The 25,290-nt window shown below is 71.4% G+C and carries 22 protein-coding genes and 1 other RNA gene; 4 read left to right on the top strand and 19 right to left on the bottom strand.

Annotated features, from left to right (window positions below; translation table 11 throughout):
- Window positions 1-12: 12 nt before the first annotated feature.
- The 3 genes from ACTWQE_RS18215 to ACTWQE_RS18205 all read right to left on the bottom strand — a co-directional run bounded on the left by ACTWQE_RS18215 (window position 13) and on the right by ACTWQE_RS18205 (window position 1,646).
- Window positions 13-783, bottom strand: coding sequence for a zf-HC2 domain-containing protein (locus tag ACTWQE_RS18215; protein WP_443330017.1), 771 nt, complete (start codon window positions 781-783; stop codon window positions 13-15).
- The gene (locus tag ACTWQE_RS18210; protein ID WP_443330016.1) at window positions 780-1,367 is read right to left on the bottom strand and encodes a sigma-70 family RNA polymerase sigma factor; all 588 of its coding nucleotides are present in this window, start codon (window positions 1,365-1,367) and stop codon (window positions 780-782) included. Before ACTWQE_RS18210 ends, ACTWQE_RS18215 begins: the two co-directional genes overlap by 4 nt.
- Before the next feature lie 141 nt (window positions 1,368-1,508).
- Window positions 1,509-1,646 carry a hypothetical protein gene (locus ACTWQE_RS18205; protein ID WP_443330015.1) on the bottom strand — a complete coding sequence of 46 codons (138 nt, stop codon included), beginning with the start codon at window positions 1,644-1,646 and terminating at the stop codon, window positions 1,509-1,511.
- 274 nt (window positions 1,647-1,920) lie between these two features.
- Here ACTWQE_RS18205 and ACTWQE_RS18200 point away from each other — a divergent pair, with 274 nt between their 5' ends.
- Window positions 1,921-2,865, top strand: coding sequence for a CHRD domain-containing protein (locus ACTWQE_RS18200; RefSeq protein ID WP_443330014.1), 945 nt, complete (start codon window positions 1,921-1,923; stop codon window positions 2,863-2,865).
- A 201-nt stretch (window positions 2,866-3,066) separates the two neighbouring features.
- Here the strand turns inward: ACTWQE_RS18200 and ACTWQE_RS18195 are convergent, their stop codons facing one another.
- The 7 genes from ACTWQE_RS18195 to ACTWQE_RS18165 all read right to left on the bottom strand — a co-directional run bounded on the left by ACTWQE_RS18195 (window position 3,067) and on the right by ACTWQE_RS18165 (window position 12,361).
- Entirely contained in the window at window positions 3,067-3,672 is a 606-nt protein-coding gene (locus ACTWQE_RS18195; RefSeq protein ID WP_443330013.1) for a CGNR zinc finger domain-containing protein, read from the bottom strand.
- 316 nt (window positions 3,673-3,988) lie between these two features.
- Window positions 3,989-5,215, bottom strand: a complete 1,227-nt coding sequence (locus ACTWQE_RS18190) for a uroporphyrinogen-III synthase (protein WP_443330012.1) — start codon at window positions 5,213-5,215, stop codon at window positions 3,989-3,991.
- A 228-nt stretch (window positions 5,216-5,443) separates the two neighbouring features.
- Window positions 5,444-6,829, bottom strand: coding sequence for a nitrate/nitrite transporter (locus ACTWQE_RS18185; protein ID WP_443330011.1), 1,386 nt, complete (start codon window positions 6,827-6,829; stop codon window positions 5,444-5,446).
- 146 nt (window positions 6,830-6,975) lie between these two features.
- Window positions 6,976-8,211 carry an acyltransferase family protein gene (locus ACTWQE_RS18180; RefSeq protein ID WP_443330010.1) on the bottom strand — a complete coding sequence of 412 codons (1,236 nt, stop codon included), beginning with the start codon at window positions 8,209-8,211 and terminating at the stop codon, window positions 6,976-6,978.
- Entirely contained in the window at window positions 8,208-10,337 is a 2,130-nt protein-coding gene (locus ACTWQE_RS18175) for a bifunctional polysaccharide deacetylase/glycosyltransferase family 2 protein (protein WP_443330028.1), read from the bottom strand. Before ACTWQE_RS18175 ends, ACTWQE_RS18180 begins: the two co-directional genes overlap by 4 nt.
- Before the next feature lie 38 nt (window positions 10,338-10,375).
- Complete coding sequence (locus tag ACTWQE_RS18170; RefSeq protein ID WP_443330009.1) at window positions 10,376-11,167, bottom strand: hypothetical protein; 792 nt, start codon at window positions 11,165-11,167, stop codon at window positions 10,376-10,378.
- 222 nt (window positions 11,168-11,389) lie between these two features.
- A complete protein-coding gene (locus ACTWQE_RS18165) occupies window positions 11,390-12,361 on the bottom strand; it encodes a LysR family transcriptional regulator (protein ID WP_443330008.1) in 972 nt (323 codons plus the stop codon).
- Window positions 12,362-12,445: 84 nt separating this feature from the next.
- Here ACTWQE_RS18165 and ACTWQE_RS18160 point away from each other — a divergent pair, with 84 nt between their 5' ends.
- Window positions 12,446-13,744 (top strand): MFS transporter, encoded by a 1,299-nt coding sequence (locus ACTWQE_RS18160; protein ID WP_443330007.1) that lies wholly within the window; start codon window positions 12,446-12,448, stop codon window positions 13,742-13,744.
- A 327-nt stretch (window positions 13,745-14,071) separates the two neighbouring features.
- Here the strand turns inward: ACTWQE_RS18160 and ssrA are convergent.
- From ssrA to ftsE, 5 genes are all read right to left on the bottom strand, one after another.
- Window positions 14,072-14,442, bottom strand: a transfer-messenger RNA (tmRNA) gene (gene ssrA / locus ACTWQE_RS18155).
- A gap of 186 nt (window positions 14,443-14,628) precedes the next feature.
- Window positions 14,629-15,108 (bottom strand): SsrA-binding protein SmpB, encoded by a 480-nt coding sequence (gene smpB / locus ACTWQE_RS18150; RefSeq protein WP_443330006.1) that lies wholly within the window; start codon window positions 15,106-15,108, stop codon window positions 14,629-14,631.
- Between the two features lie 18 nt (window positions 15,109-15,126).
- On the bottom strand, window positions 15,127-16,317 hold the full coding sequence (locus ACTWQE_RS18145) for a S41 family peptidase (RefSeq protein ID WP_443330005.1): 1,191 nt from the start codon (window positions 16,315-16,317) through the stop codon (window positions 15,127-15,129).
- A gap of 67 nt (window positions 16,318-16,384) precedes the next feature.
- Window positions 16,385-17,302, bottom strand: a complete 918-nt coding sequence (gene ftsX / locus ACTWQE_RS18140) for a permease-like cell division protein FtsX (protein ID WP_443330004.1) — start codon at window positions 17,300-17,302, stop codon at window positions 16,385-16,387.
- Between the two features lie 41 nt (window positions 17,303-17,343).
- On the bottom strand, window positions 17,344-18,033 hold the full coding sequence (gene ftsE, locus ACTWQE_RS18135) for a cell division ATP-binding protein FtsE (protein ID WP_443330003.1): 690 nt from the start codon (window positions 18,031-18,033) through the stop codon (window positions 17,344-17,346).
- A gap of 286 nt (window positions 18,034-18,319) precedes the next feature.
- Here ftsE and ACTWQE_RS18130 point away from each other — a divergent pair, with 286 nt between their 5' ends.
- The gene (locus ACTWQE_RS18130; RefSeq protein WP_443330002.1) at window positions 18,320-18,520 is read left to right on the top strand and encodes a hypothetical protein; all 201 of its coding nucleotides are present in this window, start codon (window positions 18,320-18,322) and stop codon (window positions 18,518-18,520) included.
- A 559-nt stretch (window positions 18,521-19,079) separates the two neighbouring features.
- Here the strand turns inward: ACTWQE_RS18130 and ACTWQE_RS18125 are convergent.
- Window positions 19,080-19,751 (bottom strand): hypothetical protein, encoded by a 672-nt coding sequence (locus tag ACTWQE_RS18125; protein ID WP_443330001.1) that lies wholly within the window; start codon window positions 19,749-19,751, stop codon window positions 19,080-19,082.
- A 287-nt stretch (window positions 19,752-20,038) separates the two neighbouring features.
- Complete coding sequence (prfB, locus tag ACTWQE_RS18120) at window positions 20,039-21,145, bottom strand: peptide chain release factor 2 (protein WP_443330000.1); 1,107 nt, start codon at window positions 21,143-21,145, stop codon at window positions 20,039-20,041.
- A gap of 151 nt (window positions 21,146-21,296) precedes the next feature.
- On the opposite strand from prfB, the gene ACTWQE_RS18115 reads away from it, so the two are divergent.
- Window positions 21,297-21,488 (top strand): hypothetical protein, encoded by a 192-nt coding sequence (locus tag ACTWQE_RS18115; protein WP_443329999.1) that lies wholly within the window; start codon window positions 21,297-21,299, stop codon window positions 21,486-21,488.
- A gap of 228 nt (window positions 21,489-21,716) precedes the next feature.
- On the opposite strand, the gene ACTWQE_RS18110 is transcribed toward ACTWQE_RS18115, so the two are convergent.
- Window positions 21,717-22,976, bottom strand: coding sequence for a serine/threonine-protein kinase (locus tag ACTWQE_RS18110; RefSeq protein WP_443329998.1), 1,260 nt, complete (start codon window positions 22,974-22,976; stop codon window positions 21,717-21,719).
- A 276-nt stretch (window positions 22,977-23,252) separates the two neighbouring features.
- Window positions 23,253-24,902: a serine/threonine-protein kinase gene (locus ACTWQE_RS18105; RefSeq protein ID WP_443329997.1), complete on the bottom strand. Its 1,650-nt coding sequence runs from the start codon at window positions 24,900-24,902 to the stop codon at window positions 23,253-23,255.
- Window positions 24,903-25,290: the final 388 nt, after the last annotated feature.

Here is a 25,290-nt window from a genome sequence, read left to right as displayed (position 1 = left end):
CCCCCGGAGGGGTCAGGCGTCGACCGAGACCAGTCGCTTGCCCTCGAAGGTGCGGACCTCGAAGTGATCGATGTCGCTACGGGCCATGGCCGCGCCGCCGTGGACGTACAGCGGGTGCTTGGCGGTCTCATGGGTGCTGCCCGGGACGCCGTACCCCCAGCGGGGCACACCCCAGGACGTGACGACCTCCTCCTCGCCGGTCTTGGAGACGGCGATGAGGTTGCACCGCTGCGGGCCCTTGACGTTCTTCAGCTCGAGGACGGTGTGGGTGCCCCAGCCCTTCTCCTCGGTACCGACCGTGGCGGCGACCTTGCTGACCGGGTCGGTGGACTCGACCTTGTCGCTCATGTGGTTGAAGAAGGCGTCCTCGGCGGGGCTGGTGGAGTGCGCGTGCGGTCCGCCCGCGACCGTGGATCCGCTGTCCTCCGCGGTCACCACAGTGGCGGCCACGGGACCGCCGATGATCAGGGCGGCGGCCGCCGCGACGAGATAGAGGCCGCGCCGCCGGCGCTGGCGGCGCTTGACCGCCACTTCGTCGACGAGCCGGTCCAGCAGCTGCGGGCTGGGGGTCGCATGGAGGGACGCGGGGTCGGAGACGCCCTGGGGAGCCTGGGCCAGCGTGGCGAGCAGCGGTTCGAGGCCCATGAACTCGTCGAGATGCCGCGCGCAGCGCTCGCAGTAGGCCAGGTGCTCCTCGAATCTTGCCGCGTCCGCAGCGTCCAGCACGCCGAGCGCGTAGGCCCCGACGGCCTCGTGCTCTGATTGGCGCTCGTGCGCGGTCATGCCGTCACTCCTCGTTCCTCGAGCGCGAGCTTCATGGAGCGCAGCGCGTAGAAAACACGGGATCTCACCGTCCCGCTGGGTATGCCGAGTTTCTCTGCCGCTTCATTGACCGTACGACCCTTGAAGTACGTTTCGACGAGCGCCTCCCGGTGCGCGTCGCTGAGGTCGCCCAGGGCATCGGAGAGCGTCATGAGCGACAGGGCTTTGTCAATCTCGTCCTCCGCGGGCATGAGTTCCAGGGGCGAGGGGTCGACTTCCTGCGGACGGGCCTGGCGGCTGCGGTGTCCGTCGATGACGATGCGCCGTGCGACGGTCACGAGCCAGGGCCGCACCGAACCGGTGGCCCGGTTCAGTTGGTCCGCGTTGCGCCAGGCACGTACCAGGGTCTCCTGGACGACATCCTCCGCCCGGTGGCGGTCGCCGGCGACCAAGCGGAGGACGTAGGCAAGAAGCGGACCCGCGTGTTCGCGATAGAGGACCCGCATGAGTTCCTCATCCGGCACGGGGCTGCCGGCCCGCGGTTTTTCGGCCCTATGGCGGGTTCTTGAAGGACGGTGTTCGACCACGGCCGCATCCTTGCGCACCCGAACCTCCTGGTCGAGTCCCAGTTTTGGAGATTGCTGGGAACGGTCATTGGATGGACTCACGAAATGGGGCGGGGGTCCGCAGCCCTCGTCTGCGGCGGACCCCCGCCCGTCCTCGGACCCACTGGCGTGGGGGAACGGTCAGTAGCCCGAGGAGCTTCCGGAACCTCCGCCGTCGTCCTTGCCCGACTCCGACCCACCGTCACGGGCCGTCGCCGTCCAGGTGGGGACAGCGCGGGCGGAGACCGCGACGAGGCGGAAGCGGTGGGACTTGCACATTGCTGACTCCCCCAAGGAAGAGGTGGACGTGGGCTGGTTGCCGCTTCCCCCCTGAGTACGGCCGGGGCGGGCCGGCCACTCAACGGCTCGGAAAAATTCTTGGATGAATTCACCGGGCGGCGGCCCCGGTACGCGGCAACCGCCCTTTCCGTTCAGGGGAGTCGGCATGAGACAGCTCACATGTCAGGGGTGAGTTCCATGCCGGGCCGAATCCGTACTTCTCGGTGAAGAGCTGATGCAGGGGGCGTCAGCTCCATCAACGGGAGGACCCGCCATGAATCGCATCAAGGACCGGCGTCACGCCTTTCGTCTCGGTGCGACCGCATGCGCCACGGCAGCCGGGCTGGCGGCTGCCGTATCTCCGGCCGTCGCACACGACGGCCCGGGCCCGCGCGGCGGGGAGTCCGTCTTCGTCGCGAGCCTGAACGGGGCCAACGAGGTCCCGGCCCCGGGCGGTCCGGCGGTCGGCGACAAGAACGGCTCCGCGCTCGAGTTCGTCCGCGTGCGGGGGAACCAGGTGTCCTTCGCGGTGACGTTCCGCGGCATCGGCCGGCCGACGGCGCTCCATATCCACGAGGGCGGGCGCGGCAGCAACGGTGCGGTGAAGGTGCCGCTGATCTCGAAGAAGACGGCGGGGAAGGGCCGTACGGCCACCGGCTCGGTGACGGTCGGGGACCGGGCGTTCCTCCAGCGGTTCACCAGCGACCCCGGGGCCTTCTACGCCAATCTGCACACGGCCGCGTTCCCCGGCGGCGCGGTCCGCGGCCAGTTCCACAAGGTGACCCAGGAGTTCGACTTCGACGCGGCGCTGTCGAACTTCCAGGCGTCCGTCATCAGGGGCGCCCAGGTCTATGAGTGCACGCGGCAACCGGGCGGGCGTTACGCGTTCGCGCAGCGCGACGTCCGGGCCCTGCTCGCACGCGGCATCGTCCACTCCTTCGTGCGGCCGAACTCCGGCACCCCGCAGTGGGTCGCGCCGGACCGCAGCGCTGTCACGGGCGAGTTGATCTCCAAGACACCGAACGGCGACAGCAACATCCCCGAACTCGACCTGCGGGCCACGCCGTCCGGCCGTGCGCAGGGACTCTTCGCCCGCACCACGGAGATCCTGCGGCTGAACACGGTCGGCGGTGTCGCCCCGGCCGGCAGCTGCGACCCGTACGAGAAGCCGGTCGCCGCCGTGCCGTACCGGGCCGACTACGTCTTCCTCAACGGTTGACGGCACAGAACAGAGCCGGAGCCTGACCAGCCGTCACCGGAACTCGCAGCCCTCGGTCCGTCCCGCCGGGGGCTGCGTCACGCCCGGGTACGGCCTCCGCGTTCAGGCCCTCCGCGTTCAGGCCTCCGCGTACAGCGGACTACGCGTTCGGGGCGTCGGTGGTCGGGGCTTCAGCGTTCGCCGGTCTTGCGGTGAGCTGTCTCAGCCCTGCGCCGCGACGGCCCGCCGCCGGTGCCGGGCGACCCGCTCCCGGTTGCCGCACACCTCGCTGGAACACCATCGGCGGCGCCGCCCCCGCGAGGTGTCGAGATACACCAGCGTGCAGGAGTCGCCTTCGCACTGCCGCAGTTGGCGGCGCGCCGTGGTGTCGGTGAGGAGGTCGATGGCGTCGCGGGCGACTGCGGAGAGCAGGCCCACGCAGTCCGGTGCGGTGGCGAGTCTGCGGACGAGGTCGCCGTCGGTGCCGCGTACGGCCCGCACGGGAGGGGGTGCGGAGGCGGCGGCCAGAGCGTTCAGCGCCTCGATGTCACGGTCGGCCGCGCGGCCGGTGAGCTCCGCTCCCATCACCCGATGGAGAAGGTCACGCAGCGTACGGAAGCGGTCGAGCCAGCCGTCGTCGGCGGCGCCGAGCGGAGCGCCGGGCGGCACCAGCCCCGCTCCGGTCAGCCACGTCCGCAGCCGTTCGGGGCGGTCGAGCCGCTCCACGAGGCAGTCCCCCGCGCCCCGTCCGGGGCGTCGTGTCGCCACCAGGTCCAGGCAGATCCGCCCGGCGTCGTACCGCAGCCCGCCCGAGTCCGACGCCGCCATGTCCCTGCCACTCCTTCAACGAGCCGACACCCCTGGGCTCGCGCGTGGCCCACCCCCACCGTGCCCACCGCGCGCACGGAACCCACTCTCCCGCGGGGTCCACGCCGGGGGGAAGACGGCCGTACGGGACCGGATCGGTCCGGTCGGACCACCGATCCCCCGCCACGCGGTGGGGGGGCGGCGCCGGGAGCACGCCTTACCCGACGGCGCTTCCGACCGATGGCCCGGGGCACGTGGCCGGGGGCACTCCCCCGAGGTGGTCCCAGTCCGGACAGGCCCTGCGCGTCCCCGGATGTGATCCAAGCCGGGACAGGCCCTACGCGTCGCCGTACTTGGTGTCGGCCGCCGGGTCGAGCGCCAGCCGGTAGCCGCGCTTGACCACCGTCTGGATCAGCTTCGGCGCACCCAGCGCCGTACGCAGCCGGGCCATCGCCGTCTCCACCGCGTGCTCGTCACGCCCCGCGCCCGGCAGCGCCCGCAGCAGCTCGGCGCGCGGCACCACCCACCCCGGCCGCCGTGCCAGCGCCCGCAGCAGCGCCATCCCCGCGGGCGGTACGGACCTCAGCTCGCCGTCCACGAGCACCGCGTGCCCCCGGATCTCCACCCGGCGCCCACTGACCGGCAACGACCGGACCCGCCCCGGGAGTGCGACGCACAGCAGCTGAACGAGAGGTCCCAACCGGAAGCGCTCCGGCTGCGCCGTGTCGATGTCGTGTGCCTCCAGCGGCAGCGCGGTCACCGGACCGACGCACGCGGGCAGCACATCGTGCCGCAGTGCGTCCAGGAATTCCTCCAGCATTCCGCGCTCTCGCGCCCGGTCCAGCAGCGACGCCGCCGCGGGGGCGCTGGTGAAGGTCACCGCGTCGAGCGAGCGGCTCACCGTGGCGTCGAGCAGCCGGTCCACCGGGCCGATGTCCTCCGGCGGCATCCAGCGGTAGACGGGTACCCCGACGACCTCTCCGCCCCCGGCGCGCAGTGCCTCGACGAAGCCGGGCAGTGGCTCACCGTGCAGCTGGAGCGCGATCCGGCGACCCTGGACGCCCTCCTCCAGCAGCCGGTCGAGCACCTCGGCCATCGACTCGGAGGCGGGGGACCACTCCTCGGTCAGCCCCGCGGCCCGGATCGCACCGCGCACCTTGGGCCCGCGGGCGAGCAGTTCCACCCCGCGCAGCCGCTCCAACAGGGCTTCCCCGAGCCCCCAGCCGTCGGCTGCCTCGACCCATCCGCGGAAGCCGATGGCGGTGGTGGCGACCACGACGTCCGGCGCGTCGTCGATCAGTTCCTTCGTCGCGGCGAGAAGTTCGGTGTCGTCGGGCAGCGGCACGATCCGCAGCGCCGGTGCGTGCAGCACCACGGCGCCGCGCCTTTGCAGCAGCGTGCCCAGTTCGTCGGCCCGCCGCGCGGCGGTGATACCGACGGTGAAACCGGCGAGCGGCTGCGCGGCGCCCGCCGCACCCGCAGGTGCCCCGGCAGCGCCCCGTGCCCCGGCCGGGGCCGGCGCTTCCGCGCCGCCCGACAGGTGCTCCGCATCCTCGCCGTGCATGCCTCTGCCTCGCTCCGCTGAAGGTGTGTCCTGCCCGGAGCCGCCCGTGCTGCGTACACAGCCGTCCGGCCCCAAGCCCTGTGGCCATCGTGCCAACGCCGGGTGACGCTCGCGGTTCACCAGCATTTCCTGGGTGTTACACCGAAACAGGGACCGCCCGTACGACAGAGGCGTCCGCGCCACCCGCCCCGAGGGCCGGCGCGGCGCGGACGCCCTGGTCGGATGGGGTCACACTTCGGCGTAGCTGAGCCGCTTCGCCGATTCGGCGGTCGTCTCGGTCTGCGGCACCGGCTGCGCCGGGGTCTTACGCAGGTATACCGCCCAGGTCACGGCGAAGCACAACGCGTAGCAGGCGAGGAAGGACACGAACGCCGGGGTGCCGGATCCCCCGGTCATGAAGGACTGGCGGAAGGCCAGGTTGATGCCGAGGCCGCCGAGCGCGCCGACCGCGCCGATCAGGCCCATCGCGGCGCCGGAGAGCCGCCGCCCGTAAGCCGCGGCCTCCTCCCCCGCCAGGCCCCGGGCGACCGCCTTCGCGTGGAAGATCCCCGGGATCATCTTGAATGCGGAGCCATTGCCGAGGCCGCTCAGGACGAAGAGGGCGATGAAGCCGACCAGGAAGACCGGCAGCGACTTCTCCATGGACGCGTAGATCACCACGAGCGTCGCGGCGCCCATGGCGGCGAAGTTCCACAGGGTCACGCGGGCGCCGCCGATCCGGTCCGCGAGGCGGCCGCCGACCGGGCGGATCAGCGAGCCCAGAAGCGGGCCGATGAAGGTGAGCGAGGCGGCCTGCAGCGGCGTACGGGCGAACTGGGTCTGCAGGACCAGGCCGAAGGCGAAGCTGTAGCCGATGAACGAGCCGAAGGTGCCGATGTAGAGGAAGGACATGATCCAGGTGTGCGCGTCCTTGACCGCCTCCTTGGCGGCCCCGGTGTCGTTCTTCACCGGCGCCAGGTTGTCCATCTTCAGCGCGGACAGCGTCGCGGCGACCACGATGAGCGGGATGTAGACGGCGAGCACGAGCCGCGGCTGCGCGGCACCGGCGGTGCTGATGACGAGCAGGCCGATCAGCTGGATGACCGGCACGCCGATGTTGCCGCCGCCCGCGTTCATGCCGAGCGCCCAGCCCTTCTTCCGCAGCGGATAGAAGGAGTTGATGTTGGTCATGGAGGAGGCGAAGTTGCCGCCGCCGACACCGGTGAGCGCCGCGACCAGCAGGAACGTGGTGTACGAGGTGCCCGGCTCCATCACCAGGGCCGCGGCCACCGAGGGCAGCAGCAGGAGCAGGGCGCTGACCACCGTCCAGTTCCGCCCGCCGAACCGGGCGACCGCGAACGTGTAGGGGACGCGGAGCACGGCGCCGACCAGCGTCGGCACGGCGACCAGGAAGAACTTCCCGGCCGGGTCGATCCCGTACTCGGGTCCCATGAAGAGGACCATGACCGACCACAGGGTCCAGATGGAGAAGCCGATGTGCTCGGAGAGGACCGAGAAGATCAGGTTGCGGGTCGCGATCCGCTCGCCCTTCTGTTGCCAGAAGGTGTCGTCCTCCGGGTCCCACTGCTCGATCCAGCGGCCCCCCTTACGCGGTGTGGTCGTCGGAGCAGTCATCACGCCTCCACAAGTATCGGGCCGAGAATAAGCCGGCACTGGCAGACGTTAGGGAGGCCGCGTTTCAGGGCCGTGGCGACAGGTGACGCGTACGAAACCTTGAACTCACCCGTCCGCCATGGATGCTGTGAGAGCCGTCCCGCTCCTCATCCGCGGGCGCCGGTGGGCCACAGCCGCGGCCGGCGCCCGGCCGCGATGTCCTCGGCCCACCCGAAGGCCACGATGAGCAGCGCGATGACCGGACAGGCGAGCAGGAAGGCGGTGATCGTGTACGAGCTCTCGAGCAGCCCGGCGTACGTCGGCCAGTCGCCCGGGAGCTCCCACAGCAGATCGATCAGCGGCACGGCGGCGATGAGCGCGGCCTCGTGCCAGAGATAGATCGTCACCACGCGGTTGTTGGCGAGCGTGACCGGCTTGTCGAGGCGCCGAAGCCGCCCCGGCAGCTCCTGCCAGGACGGGGAGAGGCTCAGCAGAAGCAGACAGAAACCGAAGGACCACAGGGCCTGGGCCAGGGGGATGTCGTTGAGGTCCCAGCCCTCATCCCCCTGGTGTCCCGAGGCCCACCACAGGCCGACGGCCATCAGCACGGGCGCCAGGGAGGGCACGAGATACCCCGGTATACGGCGCAGCAGGCCGTCGTGGTGGGCGAAGCCGAGGATCCAGCACGAGCCGTGGACCGCGAAGTCCGTGACCGCCTCACCGGTGGCGCCGGGGATCTCCACCAGACCGGTCCCCACGACCGACGTCAGGGCGAGCGGGGCGAGCAGGACCGCCCACGGCAGCCGCCGGAACGCCTTCAGCAGCAGCGGCGAGAGCACCACGAACCAGAAGTAGGCCCGCAGATACCAGAGGGGTCCGGCCGCCTGTACGGCCCAGGTGTCCTCCAGCAGGCCGCCCTGGCCGATCTGCGAGGGGTAGGGCGGGGTACCGACCGGTACGACCCAGCAGACGATCCGCACCCACCACCAGACGCCCTCCCCCTTCTCCGGCTGCCAGCCCCCGGCGAACAGGGCGCCCAGCACCACGACGCCGAAGAGCCACAGCGGCAGCAGCAGCCGGCGGACGCGGCTGCGGAGGACACCGAGGGCGGGGCGCCGCAACGAGCGCGCCATCAGTGACCCCGCCAGCGCGAACATCACGCCCATGGAGGGGAAGACCAGCGTCAGCCAGGCCCATCCGAAGGCGTGGTAGACGACGACGCGGACGAGCGCGGCCGTGCGCAGCAGGTCGAGACAGCGGTCACGGCCGGGCCGGTTTCCCGGCCGCGCCACGTCGGACGAGGCGAACCCGTCGTCGGCGGCGGCGTCGGGCGAGGCGGGTCCGGCACCGCTGCCGGCCCGGTGCCGGCCCGGGGACGGCCCCGCGGTGGAACCGACGCTCATGCGACGGGACCCTTCTCCGGAACTCCGCCGGTACGCGCCGGCTCCGCGGCGAGCGGGGCCCCGACCGCTCCGGTGCGGCGCAGCTTCTGCCAGCGCAGCCGGCCGCCGGTCAGGGCGGTGATCCAGGACTGGAGCAGCACCACGTACATCAACTGGCGGTAGAGGATCTGCTGCAGCGGCAGCGAGACGAGATGCGTCATCCGTTCGCCGTCCAGCCGGAAGGCGTACGCGGCGCACACGGCCTGGATGGCCAGGACGCCCAGCCAGGCCAGCACGGTCTTCCCGGTGGGGCCGAAGATCAGGCCGTAGGCGAGAAAGACATCGATCAGCGGGGCCAGCAGCGGGGCGACGACCATGAAGGAGGACACCAGGGGCAGCCCGACCCGGCCGAAGCGGCCGGAGGGCCCGGATTCGACCAGGGCGCGGCGGTGCTTCCAGATCGCCTGCATGGTGCCGTAGCACCACCGGTAGCGCTGCGACCACAGCTGCTGGACGGTCTCGGGCGCCTCGGTCCAGGCGCGGGCCTTCTCGGCGTACACCACGCGCCAGCCGTCCCGGTGCAGGGCCATGGTGATGTCGGTGTCCTCGGCGAGGGTGTCGTCGCTCATCCCGCCGACGCGGTCCAGGGCCTCGCGGCGGAAGGCGCCGACCGCCCCCGGGATGGTGGGCATACAGCGCAGCACGTCGTACATCCGGCGGTCGAGGTTGAAGCCCATCACGTACTCGATGTGCTGCCAGGCGCCGATGAGGGTGTCGCGGTTGCCGACCTTGGCATTCCCGGCGACCGCGCCGACGGACGGATCGCCGAAGGGCTGCACCAGCTCGCGGACGGTCGACGGCTCGAAGACGGTGTCGCCGTCCATCATCACGACGATGTCGTGCGAGGCGTGCGCGATGCCGTTGTTGAGGGCGGCGGGCTTGCCCCCGTTGGGCTGCCGTACGACACGTACGCCCGGAAGGGCGAGCTGTTCGACGATGTCGGCGGTGCCGTCGGCGGACCCGTCGTCGATCACGATGATCTCCGCCGGGTGGTCGCCGGCGGCCAGGGAGCGCACGGTGTTGCTGATGCACTTGGCCTCGTTGTAGGCCGGGACCAGCACGCTGACCGGCTCGGTCACGGGCGGACCCCACCGGAAGCTGCTTCCGCGCCTGCGGCGGGCGTGCGCCCAGGAGAGCAGCAGCATCAGACCGAAGCGGAGCAGGACCAGACCGCCGACGACGGCCAGGAGGACGGTCAGAACATCCATCGCGTCATCGGAGAGTTCCACGGCGAGGACGAACGCCTTGCCCTTCCACAGCTCCGGCCCGGTGACCGCGGTGTGCGCGCTGGGCGCGTTGAGGGCCCGGGTGAGGGTCGGGAACGTGTAGCCCTGGGCCTTCATCCGTGGAATGAGCACGTCCAGGGCGGCCAGCGTCTGGGAGCGGTCGCCGCCGGAGTCGTGCATCAGCACGATGGCACCGTCGCCCCGCTTCTCCGGCAGCGCCCTGCGGACGATCTCGTGGACGCCGGGGCGCGCCCAGTCCTCGCTGTCGGTGTCGATGAAGGCGCTGATGTATCCACGGCTGCCGATGTAGCGGGTCACCGGCCAGGACTTGTTGTCCAGCGCGTCGGCGGTCGCGGAGTAGGGCGGGCGGAAGAGCGAGCTGCGGATCCCGGCGGCTCCGGCCAGCGCGAGCTGGTTCTGGGTGAGTTCCCAGTCGATGCGGGCGGGGGACTGGAAGGAGAGGTCGGGGTGGTTGAAGGTGTGCAGGCCGACCTCATGGCCTTCGGCCACCATCCGCCGTACGAGATCGGGGTACCGGCACGCCATGGTGCCGGTGACGAAGAAGACACCATGGGCACGGTGGTGCTTCAGCTGGTCCAGGATCCTCGGTGTCCAGGTCGGGTCCGGGCCGTCGTCGAAGGTCAGGACGAGCGTCCTGTCCGGGATCTCGTGGCCGGCCGGCTGCCCATCGCCCCGGGCGTCGAGCACCGGGCCCCCGTGCAGAATCCTCTGAGGAACCGCGTCGGCGGGGGCCGAGGGCCGCACCCGGTGGTCGGCGAGGATCTCGCTGTGCACATAGCCGCGCAGCATCAGCATGGCCGACAGCGCGACGAGGAGCAGCGAGGGCAGCAGATAACGCATCGGCAGCCGGCGTCGGCGGCCACCGGTGAGGAAAAACCTCACTGCGACCCGCCTTCCGGGGCCGGCTGCGGGCTCTCGTCGGCGGTCGGATCCGGGGAGGACCCGGCGGACGGCTCCGTGGGATCCTCCGGCGCGGGGTCCGGGTCCGTGCCGGGCACGGGGGCGGGACCGGTGCCGGTGGCGGGCCGGCCGGGTCCGGACGTGGACCCGGGCGCGGTGGGCGCCGTCGAGCCACCGGGAGAGGCCGTGGGACGGCCTCCGTCCCGGACCGACGCGGCCGGCTTCGGGTCGGGCGCGCCGGAGACGGACGGCCGCGACGCTCCACCGGAGGCGGCAGCGGCGGGGCCGGCGGAGACGCCGGAGCCGATGGCGCCGGTGGTCGGACCGGGCGAGGCGCCGGGCTCCGCGGTGGCGGTCTCGTCCGGCGACGTCACCACCGTCTCCCCGGGCTTGTCCTCGTCCGCGCCCGGTATGAGCAGCCAGGGGGCACCGGCGTTGCCCCCGAGCAGCGAATAGACCAGGAGCGCCGCGTAACAGGCGCATCCCGAGCCGAGGACCCAGCCGAACCGGCGCAGCTTCCTTCTGCGCCGTCCGCTGCTGTCGACGAACACCGGTCCGGCAGGCTCCGCGGTGATCGCGCCGTCAGCGGCGCCGTCCCCCTCCCCGGATGCCCCGACCGGTACGCCGACGGGCACCACCGGCAGGGTCTGCGTCGGCGAGCTGTCGTCCAGGCCCGGTTCCCGGCAGGTCGGGGACGCCGCGTCGGCGTCCGGGGTGAGGGCACCCCGGAACAGGGCGCGGTCTCGTAAGTTCTCCACTGATGTACGCACATCCCGAGTGCAGGAGCCGATGGAGGTGCGCACGCGACGTCCCGGGCCTCTGCCGTCGGACCGGGTCTCCCCACCCGGCCCGAGCGCCCCCTACCGCCTTTTATGCCCGGGCGGACAAACGTAGCGCACAGCACCGACACAGCGTGACGAGCCCGGCTCAACGGTCAAAGGTGATCGTTTAATGACAGACAGAAAACCAGACAGAACGAAAAGCTGCCGAAACTACGTCTCGGCCGTCCGTAGGAACGCCTCGTCCGCTTCCGGCAGCCAGGCCCCCTCGGGCCGTTCCAGCCACTGACCGGCCACGCCCAGCGTCCGCGCCGCCTCGAGCAGGGCGTGCAGGCCCGGATGGCGCAGGCCGCGGCGCCAGACCATGGAGACCGGGGACAGCGGCACGGGGTCGGCCAACGGCCGCAGCACCATGCCCGGGACATCGAGGAACTCGCTGCTCGCCAGGACCGACCAGCCCTGTTTCCGTACGACCCGCATGAACTCGGCGTGGCCGTCGATCTCCGGAAACGGCGCGGCCATGACGATGCCCCGGCCCGCGAAGAGACACCTCGCGAGATCGGTCCACTCGGCGGTCGCGGGGTTGCCCGCCCCCGTGTAGAGGGTCTCTCCGGCGAGGGCCCGCACCGGCACCTCGGCCCGCGCTGCGAGTGGATGGCCGTCCGGCAGCAGGACCGCCATGCGCTCGCAGCGCACGGGCCGGTGGTCGAGCCCGGCCGGAGCCGTGGGGCCGAGGCCCGCGAAGCGGCCGAAGGAGACATCCAGCCGTCCGCTCAGGATCTCCTCGGCGGCGCCGGTGAGACCGCTGTGGAAACGGGCCACCAACTCCAGGTCGGGCCTCAGCCGCCGGGCTTCCTCCAGCACCTGGTGCCCCGTGGTGACGGTCGCGCCCACATCGACGAGCAGCGGCCGCGAGCCGTCCGGCACACACGCCGCTACCAGCTCCTCCTGCGCCTCCAGTACGCGCCGCGCGTACGGCAGCAGCCGCTCACCGTCCGCCGTCAGAGCCACCTGCCGGGTGGTGCGGAGGAAAAGATCCGTGCGCAGCTCCCGCTCCAGCCGCCGGATGTCGCGGCTGAGCGCCTGCTGTGCGACATGGAGGCGTGCCGCCGCCCGGGTGAAGTGCAGCTCACCGGCGACGGTGACGAAGGCACGCAGCAGGCGCGGGTCGATGTCTCGGGGCACGCACGGCAGTCAACAACACAGCTGCGTCAATGGCCACCGATCAGGTGTTGGACCAACACCGGCCCCAGCGGAGACGGTTGGCGCATGCCGCACTCCCCCGACTCCCCTCTGCTGACGGTGGTCGGCGACACGCTGGTCGTCGCCGACCGCCGTACGCCCCGGCGCACCGCCGCCCGGCGGCCGGCCGGCCCCCTGGATCCGTACCGCCGTATCTTCGCCCCGCCCGGTGCGGTGGCCTTCACGCTGGCCGGGTTCATGGCCCGGCTGCCCGGGTCGATGCTGGGCGTCAGCATGGTGGTGATGATCGCCGTCGTCCGTGACTCCTACGCCCTGGCCGGGGCGGTCTCGGCCACCGGGGTGGGGGTCACAGCAGCGACTGCGCCCCTGCTCGGTCGGCTGGTGGACCGTCACGGGCAGTCCCGGGTGGCCGTACCGGCGGCACTGGTCTTCGCGGCCGGGGCGACGGCGATGCTGCTGTGCGTGCACTACGACGCCCCGCACTGGGCGCTCTTCCTCGCCTGCGCGGGCTTCTCGGGCGTGCCGGGCGTGGGGGCCATGACCCGCGCCCGCTGGACGGAACTCCACTGGGACGACACCGAGTTGCGGCACACCGCCAACTCCTTCGAGCAGGTCCTCGACGAGATCTGCTTCATGCTGGGCCCGGCTGCGGCGATGCTGCTCTGCACCCTGGCCTTCCCGGAGGCCGGGCTGCTGACCGCTACGGTCCTGCTCACCACGGGCACCCTGCTCTTCGCCGCCCAGCGCGGCACCGAGCCCGCGGTCCGCCCCCAGGGGCCCCGCCGCTCCGCACCGCCCCTGCGCATTCCCGGCCTGAGGGTGGTGCTGGGCACCTTTCTGGCCACCGGAGCCCTCTTCGGCTCAATGGAAGTGGCGACGATCGCCGCGGTGGACTCGATGGGGGGCGGCCCGGCGAGCAGCGCGGTCCTGGCTCTTCAGGCCGCCGGCTCCTGTGGGGCGGGGCTGGTCTTCGGCGCGCTACGGCCGCGTGGCCCGGCGGGGCGGCGCTTCGTCGCGGGGGTGGCCGCCATGGCGCTGGGAGTGCTGCCGCTGACTGTGGCCGACAGCCTTCCGGTACTGGCTGTTCTGCTGGTCGTCGCCGGCATGGCCACGGCCCCGACGATGGTCACCGGCATGACCCTGGTCCAGCAGCTCGTCCCGGGCCAACAGCTCAACGAGGGCATGAACACGGCCTGCACCGCGCTGCTGGTCGGCATCTCGGCGGGCGCGGCCGCGACCGGCCGGACCGTCGAGCACCTCGGTGCCGCCGCGGGCTACTGGGTCCCGGCGACGGCGGGAGCACTGGCCCTGCTGGCCGCCACGGCAGGCCGCGCCCGCCTCCGGCCCGGCCTTCGCCACAGCTGACCGGCCTCCGGCCCGCCTCCGTTCGGACCGGCTGCCCCGTCGCGGCTCGGCCCAGGCTCGGGACTGCCGAAAAAAGGCGACTCCGCACTCTCCGCAGACACCGCCACCCACCACCAGGCGGTGCGGGTGGCAAAGCCCCCGCCACGCGCGGCGCAGCCGCGCAGAAACGACGAAGGCGACGCCGTCTGCCCTTACCGCAGACACACATCACCCATCGCCCACAGGGGGTGCGGGTGGCAAAGCCCCCGCCACGCGCGGCGCAGCCGCGCAGAAACGACGAAGGCGACGCTGTCTGCGCATTCCGCAGACACACGTCGCCTATCGCCTTCGTGGAGATGGCGGGAATCGAACCCGCGTCCAACGATGCGGAAACAGGGCTTCTCCGAGCGCAGTTCGCTGCGATTTTCTCGGCCCCGGAGATCACGCGAACAAGTCTCCGACGGGCCCAGTCACTGTTTGGTTTCCCACCAGCCCCCGTGACCGGGGCTAGTGGTTTAGTTCCCTAGCTGATGCCAGGATCCGGGTCGGGAACAGCCCCGGGCTGACAAGTTCGCTAGTCGCTACTTAGGCAGCGAGGGCGAACTGAGTGCTCTTGTTATCGGCACTTATTGGTTGCGACATATGGTTTACGAGATCATTGCCGCTTCCTCGGCTCGCTTCCCCTGTCTCGACAATCGCTGTCGAAACCGATCATCCCCATGTTCATTTTTCAATCTGCGGCGCCGGGCGCTGTGCACCCGCATGCTGCTGGCGCCATCATACGTGATCAACGCATGGCCGTGCCAGCGTATTCCCGCCTGTGAGCACCGCGGCCGTGCGCCCGGCGCCGGTGCGCCCACCGGCGCCGACCCCACCCCAGGCCCGGGCGGCGGCCACCCCGGGAGTCAGGCCCGCTGCCGCCGCCGCGCGGCCGAGATCGCCCGGTCCGCGTCGCGCCGGTCCTGCTTCTCCCGCAGCGTCTGCCGCTTGTCGTACTCCTTCTTGCCCTTGGCGAGGGCAAGCTCGACCTTGGCCCGGCCGTCCTTGAAGTACAGCGCGAGCGGTACGAGCGTATGGCCCGTCTCCTGCGTCTTGCTCGCCAGCTTGTCGATCTCCGCCCGGTGCAGCAGCAGCTTCCGCTTCCTGCGCGCGCTGTGGTTCGTCCACGTCCCCTGGGTGTACTCGGGGATGTGCACGTTGTGCAGCCACGCCTCGCCGCCGTCGAGCTGCCCGAAGCCGTCCACCAGCGAGGCCCGCCCCTGCCGCAGCGACTTCACCTCGGTGCCGGTCAGCACGAGACCGCACTCGTAGGTGTCGATGATGGTGTAGTCGTGCCGCGCCTTCTTGTTCTGCGCGATCAGTTTGCGACCCGTCTCTTTAGCCATAGCCCGGCCATTCTCGCACTACGCCCCGCCTCCGAGGCCACTCAATACTGTGCGGGCCCGGTCCTCCGCCCCCCGGCGTACGGCCAGGTCGGGGGAGATGCCGCCGCCGTCCACGCTACGCCCGGCCGGAGTGCGGTAGTGACCCACGGTGAGCTCCGCGACCGAGCCGTCCGGCAGCTCGCTCGGCATCTGGACCGAGCCCTTGCCGAAGGTCCGCGAGCCGACGACCACCGCCCGGCCCCGGTCCTGGAGGGCGCCGGTCAGCAGCTCGGCGGCGCTCATGGTTCCCCCGTCGACGAGCACGACCAGCGGCCTGGCGGTGTCTCCGCCCTTCCGCGCGTAGAGGGCCCGCTGCTCGCCCCGTACGTCGTACGTGGTCACCAGGCCGCCGTCGAGGAAGGCGGAGGCGGCGGTGACGGCCTCGGTGACCAGGCCGCCGGAGTTGCCGCGCAGATCCAGCAGGATGCCGTCGCCCTCGGGAGCCTCGCGCACCGCGCGGCGGACCTGCTCGCCGGCGCCCTTGGTGAAGGACTCGACCTTGATCCGGGTGGCGTGGTCCGAGGTCCACCGGCCGGCGGTGACGGTCTCGGTGGCCAGCCGGGTACGGCGCAGGGCCTCGTCCCAGCTCCGTCCGGCGCGCTCGAGGCCGAGTACGACCGGTGTGCCGGCGCCCGCGGGATGACCCTCGCTCTCGTCGCCGCGCAGCCGGGCGACGACATCGGTGACCGGCCGGCCGGTGATGCGCAGGCCGTCGATCGTACGGAGCCCGTCGCCGGCCCTTACACCCGCCAGGGCGGCGGGGCCGCCGGGCTGGACACGGGCCACCTCGATCCGGCCGCCGGGGCCGCCGCGCACCCAGAGCCCCACGCCGACGTACTCCCCGTCCAGAGCCTGCTGGACGCCCTCGTACTCACGGGCGGTGTAGACGGCGCTCCAGCGGTCCCCGCTGCGGCTCACGACCTCTTCGGCCGCCTGCGAACCGGACTTGCCCTCGGCCATCGCCTCGGCTGCGGCCCTGGCGACCTCGGCCCGGTCGGCCCGGTCGGCGGTACTGGCCACCGAACGTGCGGGCAGCCGCGAGGGATTGGCGATCTCACCGCCCCAGATGCCCGCGGCGGCACCGGTGGCGATGACGCATCCGAAGACCAATGTCAGGGCCGCCCCGCGGCGCATGCTGCGGGGCGGGAGGAACGTATACGGGCCCGACATGCGGGTGAGTCTAGGACACCGAAGAGCGCCGTACGGGCGATTGACCGTACGGCGCCCGGGGTACACATCACACCTTGAGGTACTTGCGCAACGCGAAGAAAGCAGCCAACGCGGGCATCAGCAGACCGATGGCGAGCACCAGCGGAAGCTTGGCCAGCACCGCGTCCCAGCCGATGAAGTTGATCAGCTGCATCTTCTCGGCGAGCGCCAGTCCGTGGTCGATCAGGAAGTAACGGCCGATCAGCAGCATCGCGCAGGCGCCGACCGCGCCCAGCAGCCCGGCGAAGGCCGCCTCCATGATGAACGGCATCTGGATGTAGAAGCTGGAGGCGCCGACCAGCCGCATGATGCCGGTCTCACGCCGACGGCTGAACGCCGACACCCGCACCGTGTTGACGATCAGCATCAGCGCGACGACCAGCATCAGCGCCATGACACCCAGGGCGGCGTAGTTCATGCCGTTGAGGAGGTTGAAGAGGTTCTCCAGCAACCCCTTCTGGTCCTGCACCTCCTGCACGCCCGGCCTGCTGGAGAAGGCGCTGGAGATCACCTCGTACTTCTCCGGGTCCTTCAGCTTGATCCGGAAGGACTCCTGCATCTGGTCCGGAGTGAGGGAGCTGGCGAGCGGCGAGTCGCCGAACTGCTCCTTGTAGTGCTTGTACGCCTGGTCACTGGTCTCGAACTGCACGGTGTCGACGACCGGCATGTTCTTGAGATCGGTGCTGATCTCCTGCTTCTGGTCCGCGGTGACCGCGCCCTTGGCGCAGTTGGGATCACTCTCCGCGTCGTTCTTGTTGCAGAGGAAGACCGAGACGTTGACCTTGTCGTACCAGTAGCCCTTCATCGTGCTCACCTGGTCCCGCATGAGCAGCGAACCGCCGAACAGGGCGAGGGAGAGGGCGACGGAGACGATGACCGCGAAGGTCATCGTGAGATTGCGACGGAGACCGACGCTGATCTCCGACAGGACGAACTGGGCGCGCATGATGTCCTTTCAGGGGTGGCGGCCGCGGCTACGGGAGGGGCTCAGTGCTGGTAGCCGTAGACACCGCGCGACTGGTCGCGCACCAGTCGGCCCTTTTCGAGCTCGATGACGCGCTTGCGCATCTGGTCGACGATCTGCTGGTCGTGCGTGGCCATGACGACCGTGGTGCCGGTCCGGTTGATCCGGTCCAGCAGCTTCATGATGCCGACGGAAGTCTGCGGGTCGAGGTTTCCGGTCGGCTCGTCCGCGATCAGCAGCATCGGGCGGTTGACGAACGCCCGCGCGATGGCCACCCGCTGCTGCTCACCACCGGACAGCTCGCCCGGCATACGGTCGTCCTTGCCGCCGAGGCCGACGAGGTCCAGGACCTCGGGGACGGTCTTGCGGATCTGGCCGCGCGGCTTGCCGATCACTTCGAGGGCGAAGGCGACGTTCTCCCCGACCGTCTTGTTGGGGAGCAGCCGGAAGTCCTGGAAGACGGTGCCCAACTGGCGGCGCATCTGCGGCACCTTCCAGTTGGAGAGCCGTGCGAGGTCCTTGCCCAGGACATGCACCGCGCCGTGGCTGGCCCGCTCCTCGCGCAGCAGCAGCCGCAGAAAGGTGGACTTGCCGGATCCCGAGGATCCCACGAGGAAGACGAACTCGCCCTTCTCGATCTCGAGCGAGACGTCACGGAGCGCAGGACGGGTCTGCTTGGCGTAGGTCTTGGAGACGTTGTCGAATCGGATCACGGATGCACCAGGGTCGACCTGTATAGGGGGCACGGGATGCCGAGCTGCGGTTCCCGTCGGTGAGCGTGACCATACGCGAACCCGGACGGGCCGTGCAGTCGCCCGTCGGGGGTTGAGCGGTGATTCACGGCATTATCAGGCACAAACCAGGCATTGACCTCCGACTTCTCGCTCTCCAGGGTTACGGAATCCTGTGAGGCGCGCCGAATCGTGCGGAAGCTGGCACAGTGGTAGGGGGGAACCGGAAGGCTCGCCCCTGCGTTGGCCACAGTGAGGAGGAGATCGCATGACATGCGACCGTCTGGTGTGCGCCAACTGCGCGGCCCCGGTCAGTGAGGGCCGCTGCCCCGTGTGCCGGGCCAGCAGGCAGCGGATGCAGCAGGAGGGCCCCTTCGGCGGGCTGTCTCCGGCGGCGCTGCTCGCCCTGCTGGTGGCGCTGATCGCCGTGGCGGTGCTGGCGCCCGTACTGGCTCAGCAGGGCGCCTGACCCCGCTCCTGGACCGCTTCGGCGTGAAGCCCTGGCCTGGTGTCGGCCCGGTCGGTCCAGCCTGAAGGGCCGGAGCGGCGTCTTCCCGGGTCTCCGGACCCCGGCCGCCCTGCCGTAGCCCTGCGAGAGTCCCGCCCGGAGCCCTGCGTGCTCTGCCGACTCCCTGAGTGTCCCGCTGGGAGCCCTGGGTGCTTCTCCGAGGAGCGTGAGCGCCCCCGCCGGGGGCCTGCGTGCTCTGCCGACAGCCTGGGTGTCCCGCCGACAGCCTGCTGCTCCGCCGACGACCCCGAGTGCCCGCCGAGAGCCCTGCGCACTCCCCATGACCCTGAGTAATCAAGCCGACAGACCTGCGTGCTCTGCCGAGGAGCCTGCGTACCCCGTCGGCGGCCGGTTTTGCTTCTCGGCCCCGGTTCAGCCGTGTCGAGCGGGCGCCCGAGCTCTCCAGGACGCCTCTCCCGGCCTGGGAGACCAGCGGGCCACTCTCCGTATGCCGGACATGCGCGAGGGCCCCGGAACGCCTCAGCGTTCCGGGGCCCCCTCGGTCAGGGCTGTACGGCTATCAGGCCGCCGCGGCGCCACCGCCACGGTTGATCAGGCGCGGCATCATACGGAAGCCGATGCCACCCGCGATCATGGTCGCGGCACCGATCAGCAGGAAGGTGGTCTCGGAGGCACCGGTCTCGGCGAGCTCCTCCTTGGCCTCACCCTGCTGGACGGGCTTGGAGCCGACGCTGTCGGTGTCCGTACCGGCCTCAGCGCCCGAGCCGGCGTTGGGGCCCGGGTTGTTTCCGGCGTCGCCACCGTTGCCGCCACCGTTGCCGTTGGCGTCACCGTTGCCGTTGCCGTTGTCGCCGCCGTTGCCGTTACCGCCACCGTTGCCGTTACCCGGCCCGGAGGGCTCCTCGGTGGGCTGGGTCGGCTCGTCGGTCGGGTCCGTCGGCACGTCCGTGGGGACCTCGGTCGGAATCTCCGTCGGGATCTCGGTGGGGATCTCGTTGGGGATCTCCGTCGGGATCTCGGTGGGCTCCTCGCTCGGTTCGCCGTCGCCCTCGCCGATGCCGACGCCGGCCTCGACGCCACGCTCACCGGCGTGCACGCCGGCATTGATTCCGGCGACCTCGACATCCACGCCGACGGCCTGAGCGGCACCGGCAGCGGTCAGCGACGCACCGGCAGCGATCACCGCACCGGCCGCAATCCGCGCCACGCGCAGCCGCATCTTCTTGGTCATCTGCTTGCTACCCCCAGTAGCTGTTCTCGTCAGTGGAGCAGCCATGCACCGGGCAGCGGCCGCATGGGGGGAATTGATACGGCGGGACAACCCGCCCCGCCCCCGATCACACGCGCCCCAGTCATGGGCATGCCGCGCGTCAGCTTTCCCACTTTTCACATCAGCGTCAAGGTCATTCCGCACGCATTGTCAGCTGTGGGGGAAATGCCGGGCGTTAAGGCAACGTGACTGTGACGAAAAAGGCAACTGCCAGCCCGGGAGTGACAGTTGCCTCGGTCCGCTGGAGCCTACTTCTCCTGCTGCTTGCGCCAGCGGATACCCGCCTCCAGGAAACCGTCGATCTCGCCGTCGAGGACCGACTGCGGGTTGCCGACCTCGAACTCCGTCCTGAGGTCCTTGACCATCTGGTACGGGTGCAAAACGTACGAACGCATCTGGTTGCCCCAGGAGTTGCCGCCGTCGCCCTTGAGCGCGTCCATCTTGGCCTGCTCCTCCTGGCGGCGCCGCTCGAGCAGCTTCGCCTGGAGGACGTTCATGGCGGTCGCCTTGTTCTGGATCTGCGAGCGCTCGTTCTGGCAGGAGACGACGATGCCGGTGGGGATATGGGTCAGCCGCACCGCGGAGTCGGTGGTGTTGACGCCCTGACCGCCCGGGCCGGAGGAGCGGTACACATCGACGCGCAGCTCCGACTCGTCGATCTCGATGTGGTCGGTCTGCTCGACGACCGGCAGCACCTCGACGCCCGCGAACGAGGTCTGGCGGCGCCCCTGGTTGTCGAACGGCGAGATGCGCACGAGGCGGTGGGTGCCCTGCTCGACGGAGAGGGTGCCGTATGCGTACGGGGCCTGGACGGCGAAGGTGGTCGACTTGATGCCGGCCTCCTCCGCGTAGGACGTCTCGTAGACGTCCGTCTTGTAGCCGTGCCGCTCGGCCCAGCGCAGATACATCCGCTGCAGCTGCTCGGCGAAGTCGGCGGCGTCGACGCCGCCCGCCTCGGCGCGGATGTTGACGACCGCCTCGCGGGAGTCGTACTCGCCGGAGAGGAGGGTGCGCACCTCCATCTCCTCGACCGCCTTGCGGACGGAGACCAGCTCGGCGTCGGCCTCGGCGCGGGCGTCCGCGTCGTCCTCGGCCTCGGCGAGCTCGAACAACACCTCGAGGTCGTCGATACGGCCGCGCAGTTCCTCGGCCCGGCGAAGCTGCCCCTGGAGGTAGGAGAGCTTGCTGGTGATCTTCTGCGCGTTCTCCGGGTCGTCCCACAGGGAGGGGGCCGCCGCCTGCTCCTCGAGCAGGGCGATGTCGGCCCTCATCGTGTCGAGGTCCAGGACGGCCTCGATCGACCCCATGGTCGAGGAGAGGGACTTCAGCTCTTCGGATACATCGACGACTGCCACGGGTCCAGCGTAACGGCTGCCGGACGTAGCCCCGGCCGTAGTGCTCCCGGCCTTCTGTACGGGGGCGAAACGTCCCACAATGGGTGGTGAACGGGCCTGGGCTCGCCCGCCCGGCTCGAATATGGCCCCGAAGGGAAGAAGGAGGGTCGCCATGACCGAGAGGAACGAGGAAGGGTCCACCGCACCGAAGCCCCTGCGGCTCCGTACCGGTGCCGAGGGGCCCGTGGACCCCGAGGACCTCGTCAAGCTGACCGGCCGCGATGTGACACCCGAGCGGATCGAGAGGGCCAGGCGCCTCCTCGACGAGAAGGGGGCCGCAGCGGTCGAGCGATACCTCCCCTGAGCGTCTCCGCCTTCCCCGAGCGCTTCACCCCTGAGCGCTTCACCGAAGCGCCCGACCATGAGCGCCCGGCCATGAGTGCCTGACACGTCTCCCCGAGCGCCGGCACCATCTCCGAGCGCCCTGGCGCGCTTCCCGAGCGCTTGGGACCTCCCGGAGTGCGTGGCTCCGTCCCGGGGCCCCGCGTGCGTGCCGCCTCATCCGCCACAGGGACCACCCTGCCCGTACGGGTCAGGGCGTCGCCGAGGCACCCTCGGACCGCTCCACGCCCGGGGGCTCGGAGTCGCTGTCGTCGCCGCTCGCCGCGAGCCAGCCGCCCAACCCCGCCGCGACGGCGAGTGCCACCGCGGCCGCGGCCAGCCTGATCCGACGGCGGCGTACGGCCTCCGAGGCGGAGCGGTGGCGGGCCGAGCCCGGGCGGCGCTCCCCCGCGGCCCGCGGCACGCGAGCGGTGCCGTGGGCGCCGCCCGCGAGTTCGTCCGCGCTCGGCACGCGCATGCTCGTGTGCGTGTCGCGGTTGGAGTCCGGCGCGCTCCCGTGGACCAGCGGTACGGCCCCCCGGCGCGGGGAGGCCCCGGTGCCCTCGGGGCGGTGCGCGCGCTCGTCGTACACCGGGTCGGGTTCGTCGGGCTCGGAGCCCGGCTCGTCCACGTCCAGCGGAGGCATCCCGGCCAGGTCGGGCAGCAGCTCCCGCAGCCGGCCCGCCAGCTCCGCCGCGCGCAGCCGCGAAGCGGGCGACTTGGCGAGGCACTGGACGAGCAGCTGCCACAGCTCGTCGGGGATGCCCGGCAGGGGCGCGACGGTCTCGGTCACATGGCGGCGGAGGATCGCCCCGGGGTAGCCGCCGCCGAACGGTGTGAAACCCGCGAGCAGCTCGTAGAGGACCGTGGCGAGGGCGTAGATGTCGACGGAAGCACGGGGCGGCAGGCCCTCGACGATCTCCGGCGCAAGGTAGTCGGGGGTTCCGATGATCTTCGTGGCCCGGGTGCGGCTGGGCGCGTCGACCAGCCGGGCGATCCCGAAGTCGGTGAGCAGCGCGGGGTGGGCGCCGCCGGGGCCGAGCGGGCCCTGCATGTCCAGCAGGACGTTCTCGGGCTTGACGTCGCGGTGGACGATCCCGGCGGAGTGTGCGGCGGCGAGGCCGTCGGCGACGTCCGCGGCGATGGCGACCGCGGCCTCGGGCGCGAGGCGCCGCTCGCGGTCGAGCCGGGTCCGCAGGTCCGTACCGCGGACGAGGTCCATGACGAGCGCGAGGTCGTTGCCGTCCACGACGAGGTCCCGGACGCCGACGACCCGAGGGTGGGAGAGGCTGAGCAGCGCGGTGCGCTCCTGGACGAACCGGCCGACGAGCTCCTGGTCGGAGGCGAGGTCCTCGCGCAGCAGCTTGATGGCGACGGGGCCCTCGGGGCCCTCCCCCAGCCACACCGTGCCGGCGGATCCCCGGCCCAGGACCTGATGGGCGGTGTACCGACTGCCGATCTTCCGTGCCAAGACTGCTCCGACGTGTCGTGCCCCGGGGCACCGGGGCTGGCGTTGGCGACAAAGCTACGCGGATACCGGGGGGTTGGGTGCCCTGGATGACATCAAGCGTCACTTCTGAGCGGGAAATCACCCCTCAGGAGTCGACAAATCTCCAGACCGCCCTCCGTGTTGCCCAGGCGCGGCGCACCGGGCGCCGGGAAAACGGGGCACCGGTGCGCGAGTTGTCGCACACCGGTGCCGGAGTCTCCACACACGGCGTAATAACCGGCCGCTGGGAAGGGGGAATTACTGCGGGCCGCTGCCGGATCCGGTTTTGTCACCGAGCTGTTCGACCCAGTCCCTCACGCCGCTGATCCAGTCAGTGGTCGCGTCCCAGAAGTCCTTGCCGTCGGCGATCCAGTCCTTGAGCGGGCTGAGTTCCCAGATGAGCCAGGAGGCCACGATCAGGATCACGATGGTGAACAGGCAGCCCTTGAGGCAGCCGAGTCCGGGGATCCGCATCCGGTTGGCGCTGCGGCGCGGCTCCCGGCGCGCGGGCTCGGGCGCGGGAGGACGCGGGGTGTATCTCTGCGGCTGCGGCTCGCGGCGGCGCGGCCGCTGCTGGGGCTGCGGCGGCGGGGCGTACGGCGCCGGGGCGGGGCCCCGGCCCTGCTGCTGCCCGTACGGGGGCTGCTGCGGGGGCGCCGGGCGGCGCTGCGGGCGGCGGCGCAGCGGGTCCTCGCTCGGGTCGAGGTACTGGACCTGCGTCTGCTCGTTGCGGTCGCGGGCGGCGGCCATCTGGCCCTGCCACGGGTGGGGGCCGTCGGGAACGGGCGACATGGCGCGCGTCGGATCCGCGTTCGGCCCCCCACCGGGGCCGTGGCTGTGCTGTATGACCTGGGTGGGGTCGGCGTTCGGCCCGCCGGCGGGCAGGACGCCGGTCGGCGCGTTCGGGTCGTACGAGCCCGCGCCGGAGGGCAGCATCTGGGTGGGGTCCGCGTCCCCGGCGGCCCCGGCCGGGCCCATGTCGGGAACGGGCGCGGGCGTCGGGTCGGGCAGGAGCAGCGCGGCGACCCCGAGGGCGGCCTCGGCCTGCGCCGGGGTGGAGTGCACCCCGACGCCGTCGGCGACCACCCGCAGGGCGCGGGCGAGGTTCTCGGCGCTGGGGCGCCCTTCCGGGCTCTTGCTCAGACAGCGCTCGATGACGGTCCACAGCGGTTCGGGGACCGTGGTGGGGCGGCGGGGCTCCTCGCTGAGGTGCCGGTGCAGCACCTCGAGCGCGGTGGCCCCGGCGAACGGCGGGCGGCCGGTGACCAGCTCGTACAGCAGGATCCCGGCACCGTAGATGTCGACGGCGGAGGTCTGCGGCCGGCCTTCGGCGGACTCCGGCGCGACGTAGGCGGGCGTGCCGACGAACTCCTGGGTCCGGGTCAGGCCGGGTGAGTCCGCCAGCCGGGCGATACCGAAGTCGGTCAGCATCGGGTGCAGCTCGCCGCCGCTCCCCGCGAGCAGGACGTTGGCGGGCTTCAGATCGCGGTGTACGACGCCGTCGGCGTGGCTGGCCGCGAGCGCGTCGGCGATCTGTGCCGTGAGCAGGGCCGCCGCGACGGGCGTGAACGGCCCGTTCTCACGCAGGTATCGGTGCAGGTCGGGGCCGTCGACCAGATCCATGACGAGGGCGAGCAGATCGCCCTCGACGACGAGGTCACGGGTCCGGACGATGTTGCGGTGGGTCAGCCGCAGCAGCACGGACCGCTCGCGCAGAAAGCGCATCACGATGTCCGGGTCGCTCGCCAGCTCCTCCTTGAGGACCTTGATCGCGACGGTCTCCCCGGCATGGCCGGGGACCGCGGCCTCGTCGCCCGCCGCCTCTCGCTGGCTGGCCCGCCAGACGGTGCCTGTGGCTCCGCGCCCGAGCGGCTCCTCGAGGAGATACTTGCTGCCTACCGGCCGCACGTCATGCGCTCCCTGATCGTGGTCCGAAATTCCCGGAGGCCGCCCGAAGACTCTGCGACCGTCCGACCCACTGTAGTGCCGGGCTACGGGAAGCCGACCGGTCTTGACAGGCCGGGGCTTGCCAGGAAGACGCGCGGTCCCGGCAGATGGTTGCCGAGCCGGGGGCGCCCGCTCCGCAGCGTGCTCCCGCAGGGACGAACAGTGAGCGGGAACCGTTCCGTTTCCGGGCGCGGGCAGACCCCGGGGCGCGACCGGGCGCGCGGGGAAACGACGCTCGGTCCTCTGCGGGGCGGTCCGGCGGCGGTTCCGGCCGCGGTCCGGCGGCGGTCCGGGGAGGGGCTGTCCCCCAAAGGGCGATACCGGGGGACCGTAACCCGGACTCCAGCAG

The organism is Streptomyces sp. 8N706 (genome assembly GCF_052245415.1).
Taxonomy (GTDB): domain Bacteria; phylum Actinomycetota; class Actinomycetes; order Streptomycetales; family Streptomycetaceae; genus Streptomyces.
The sequence above is the reverse complement of the archived record's forward strand: the minus strand, read 5'-3'. Positions and strand labels throughout refer to the sequence as shown.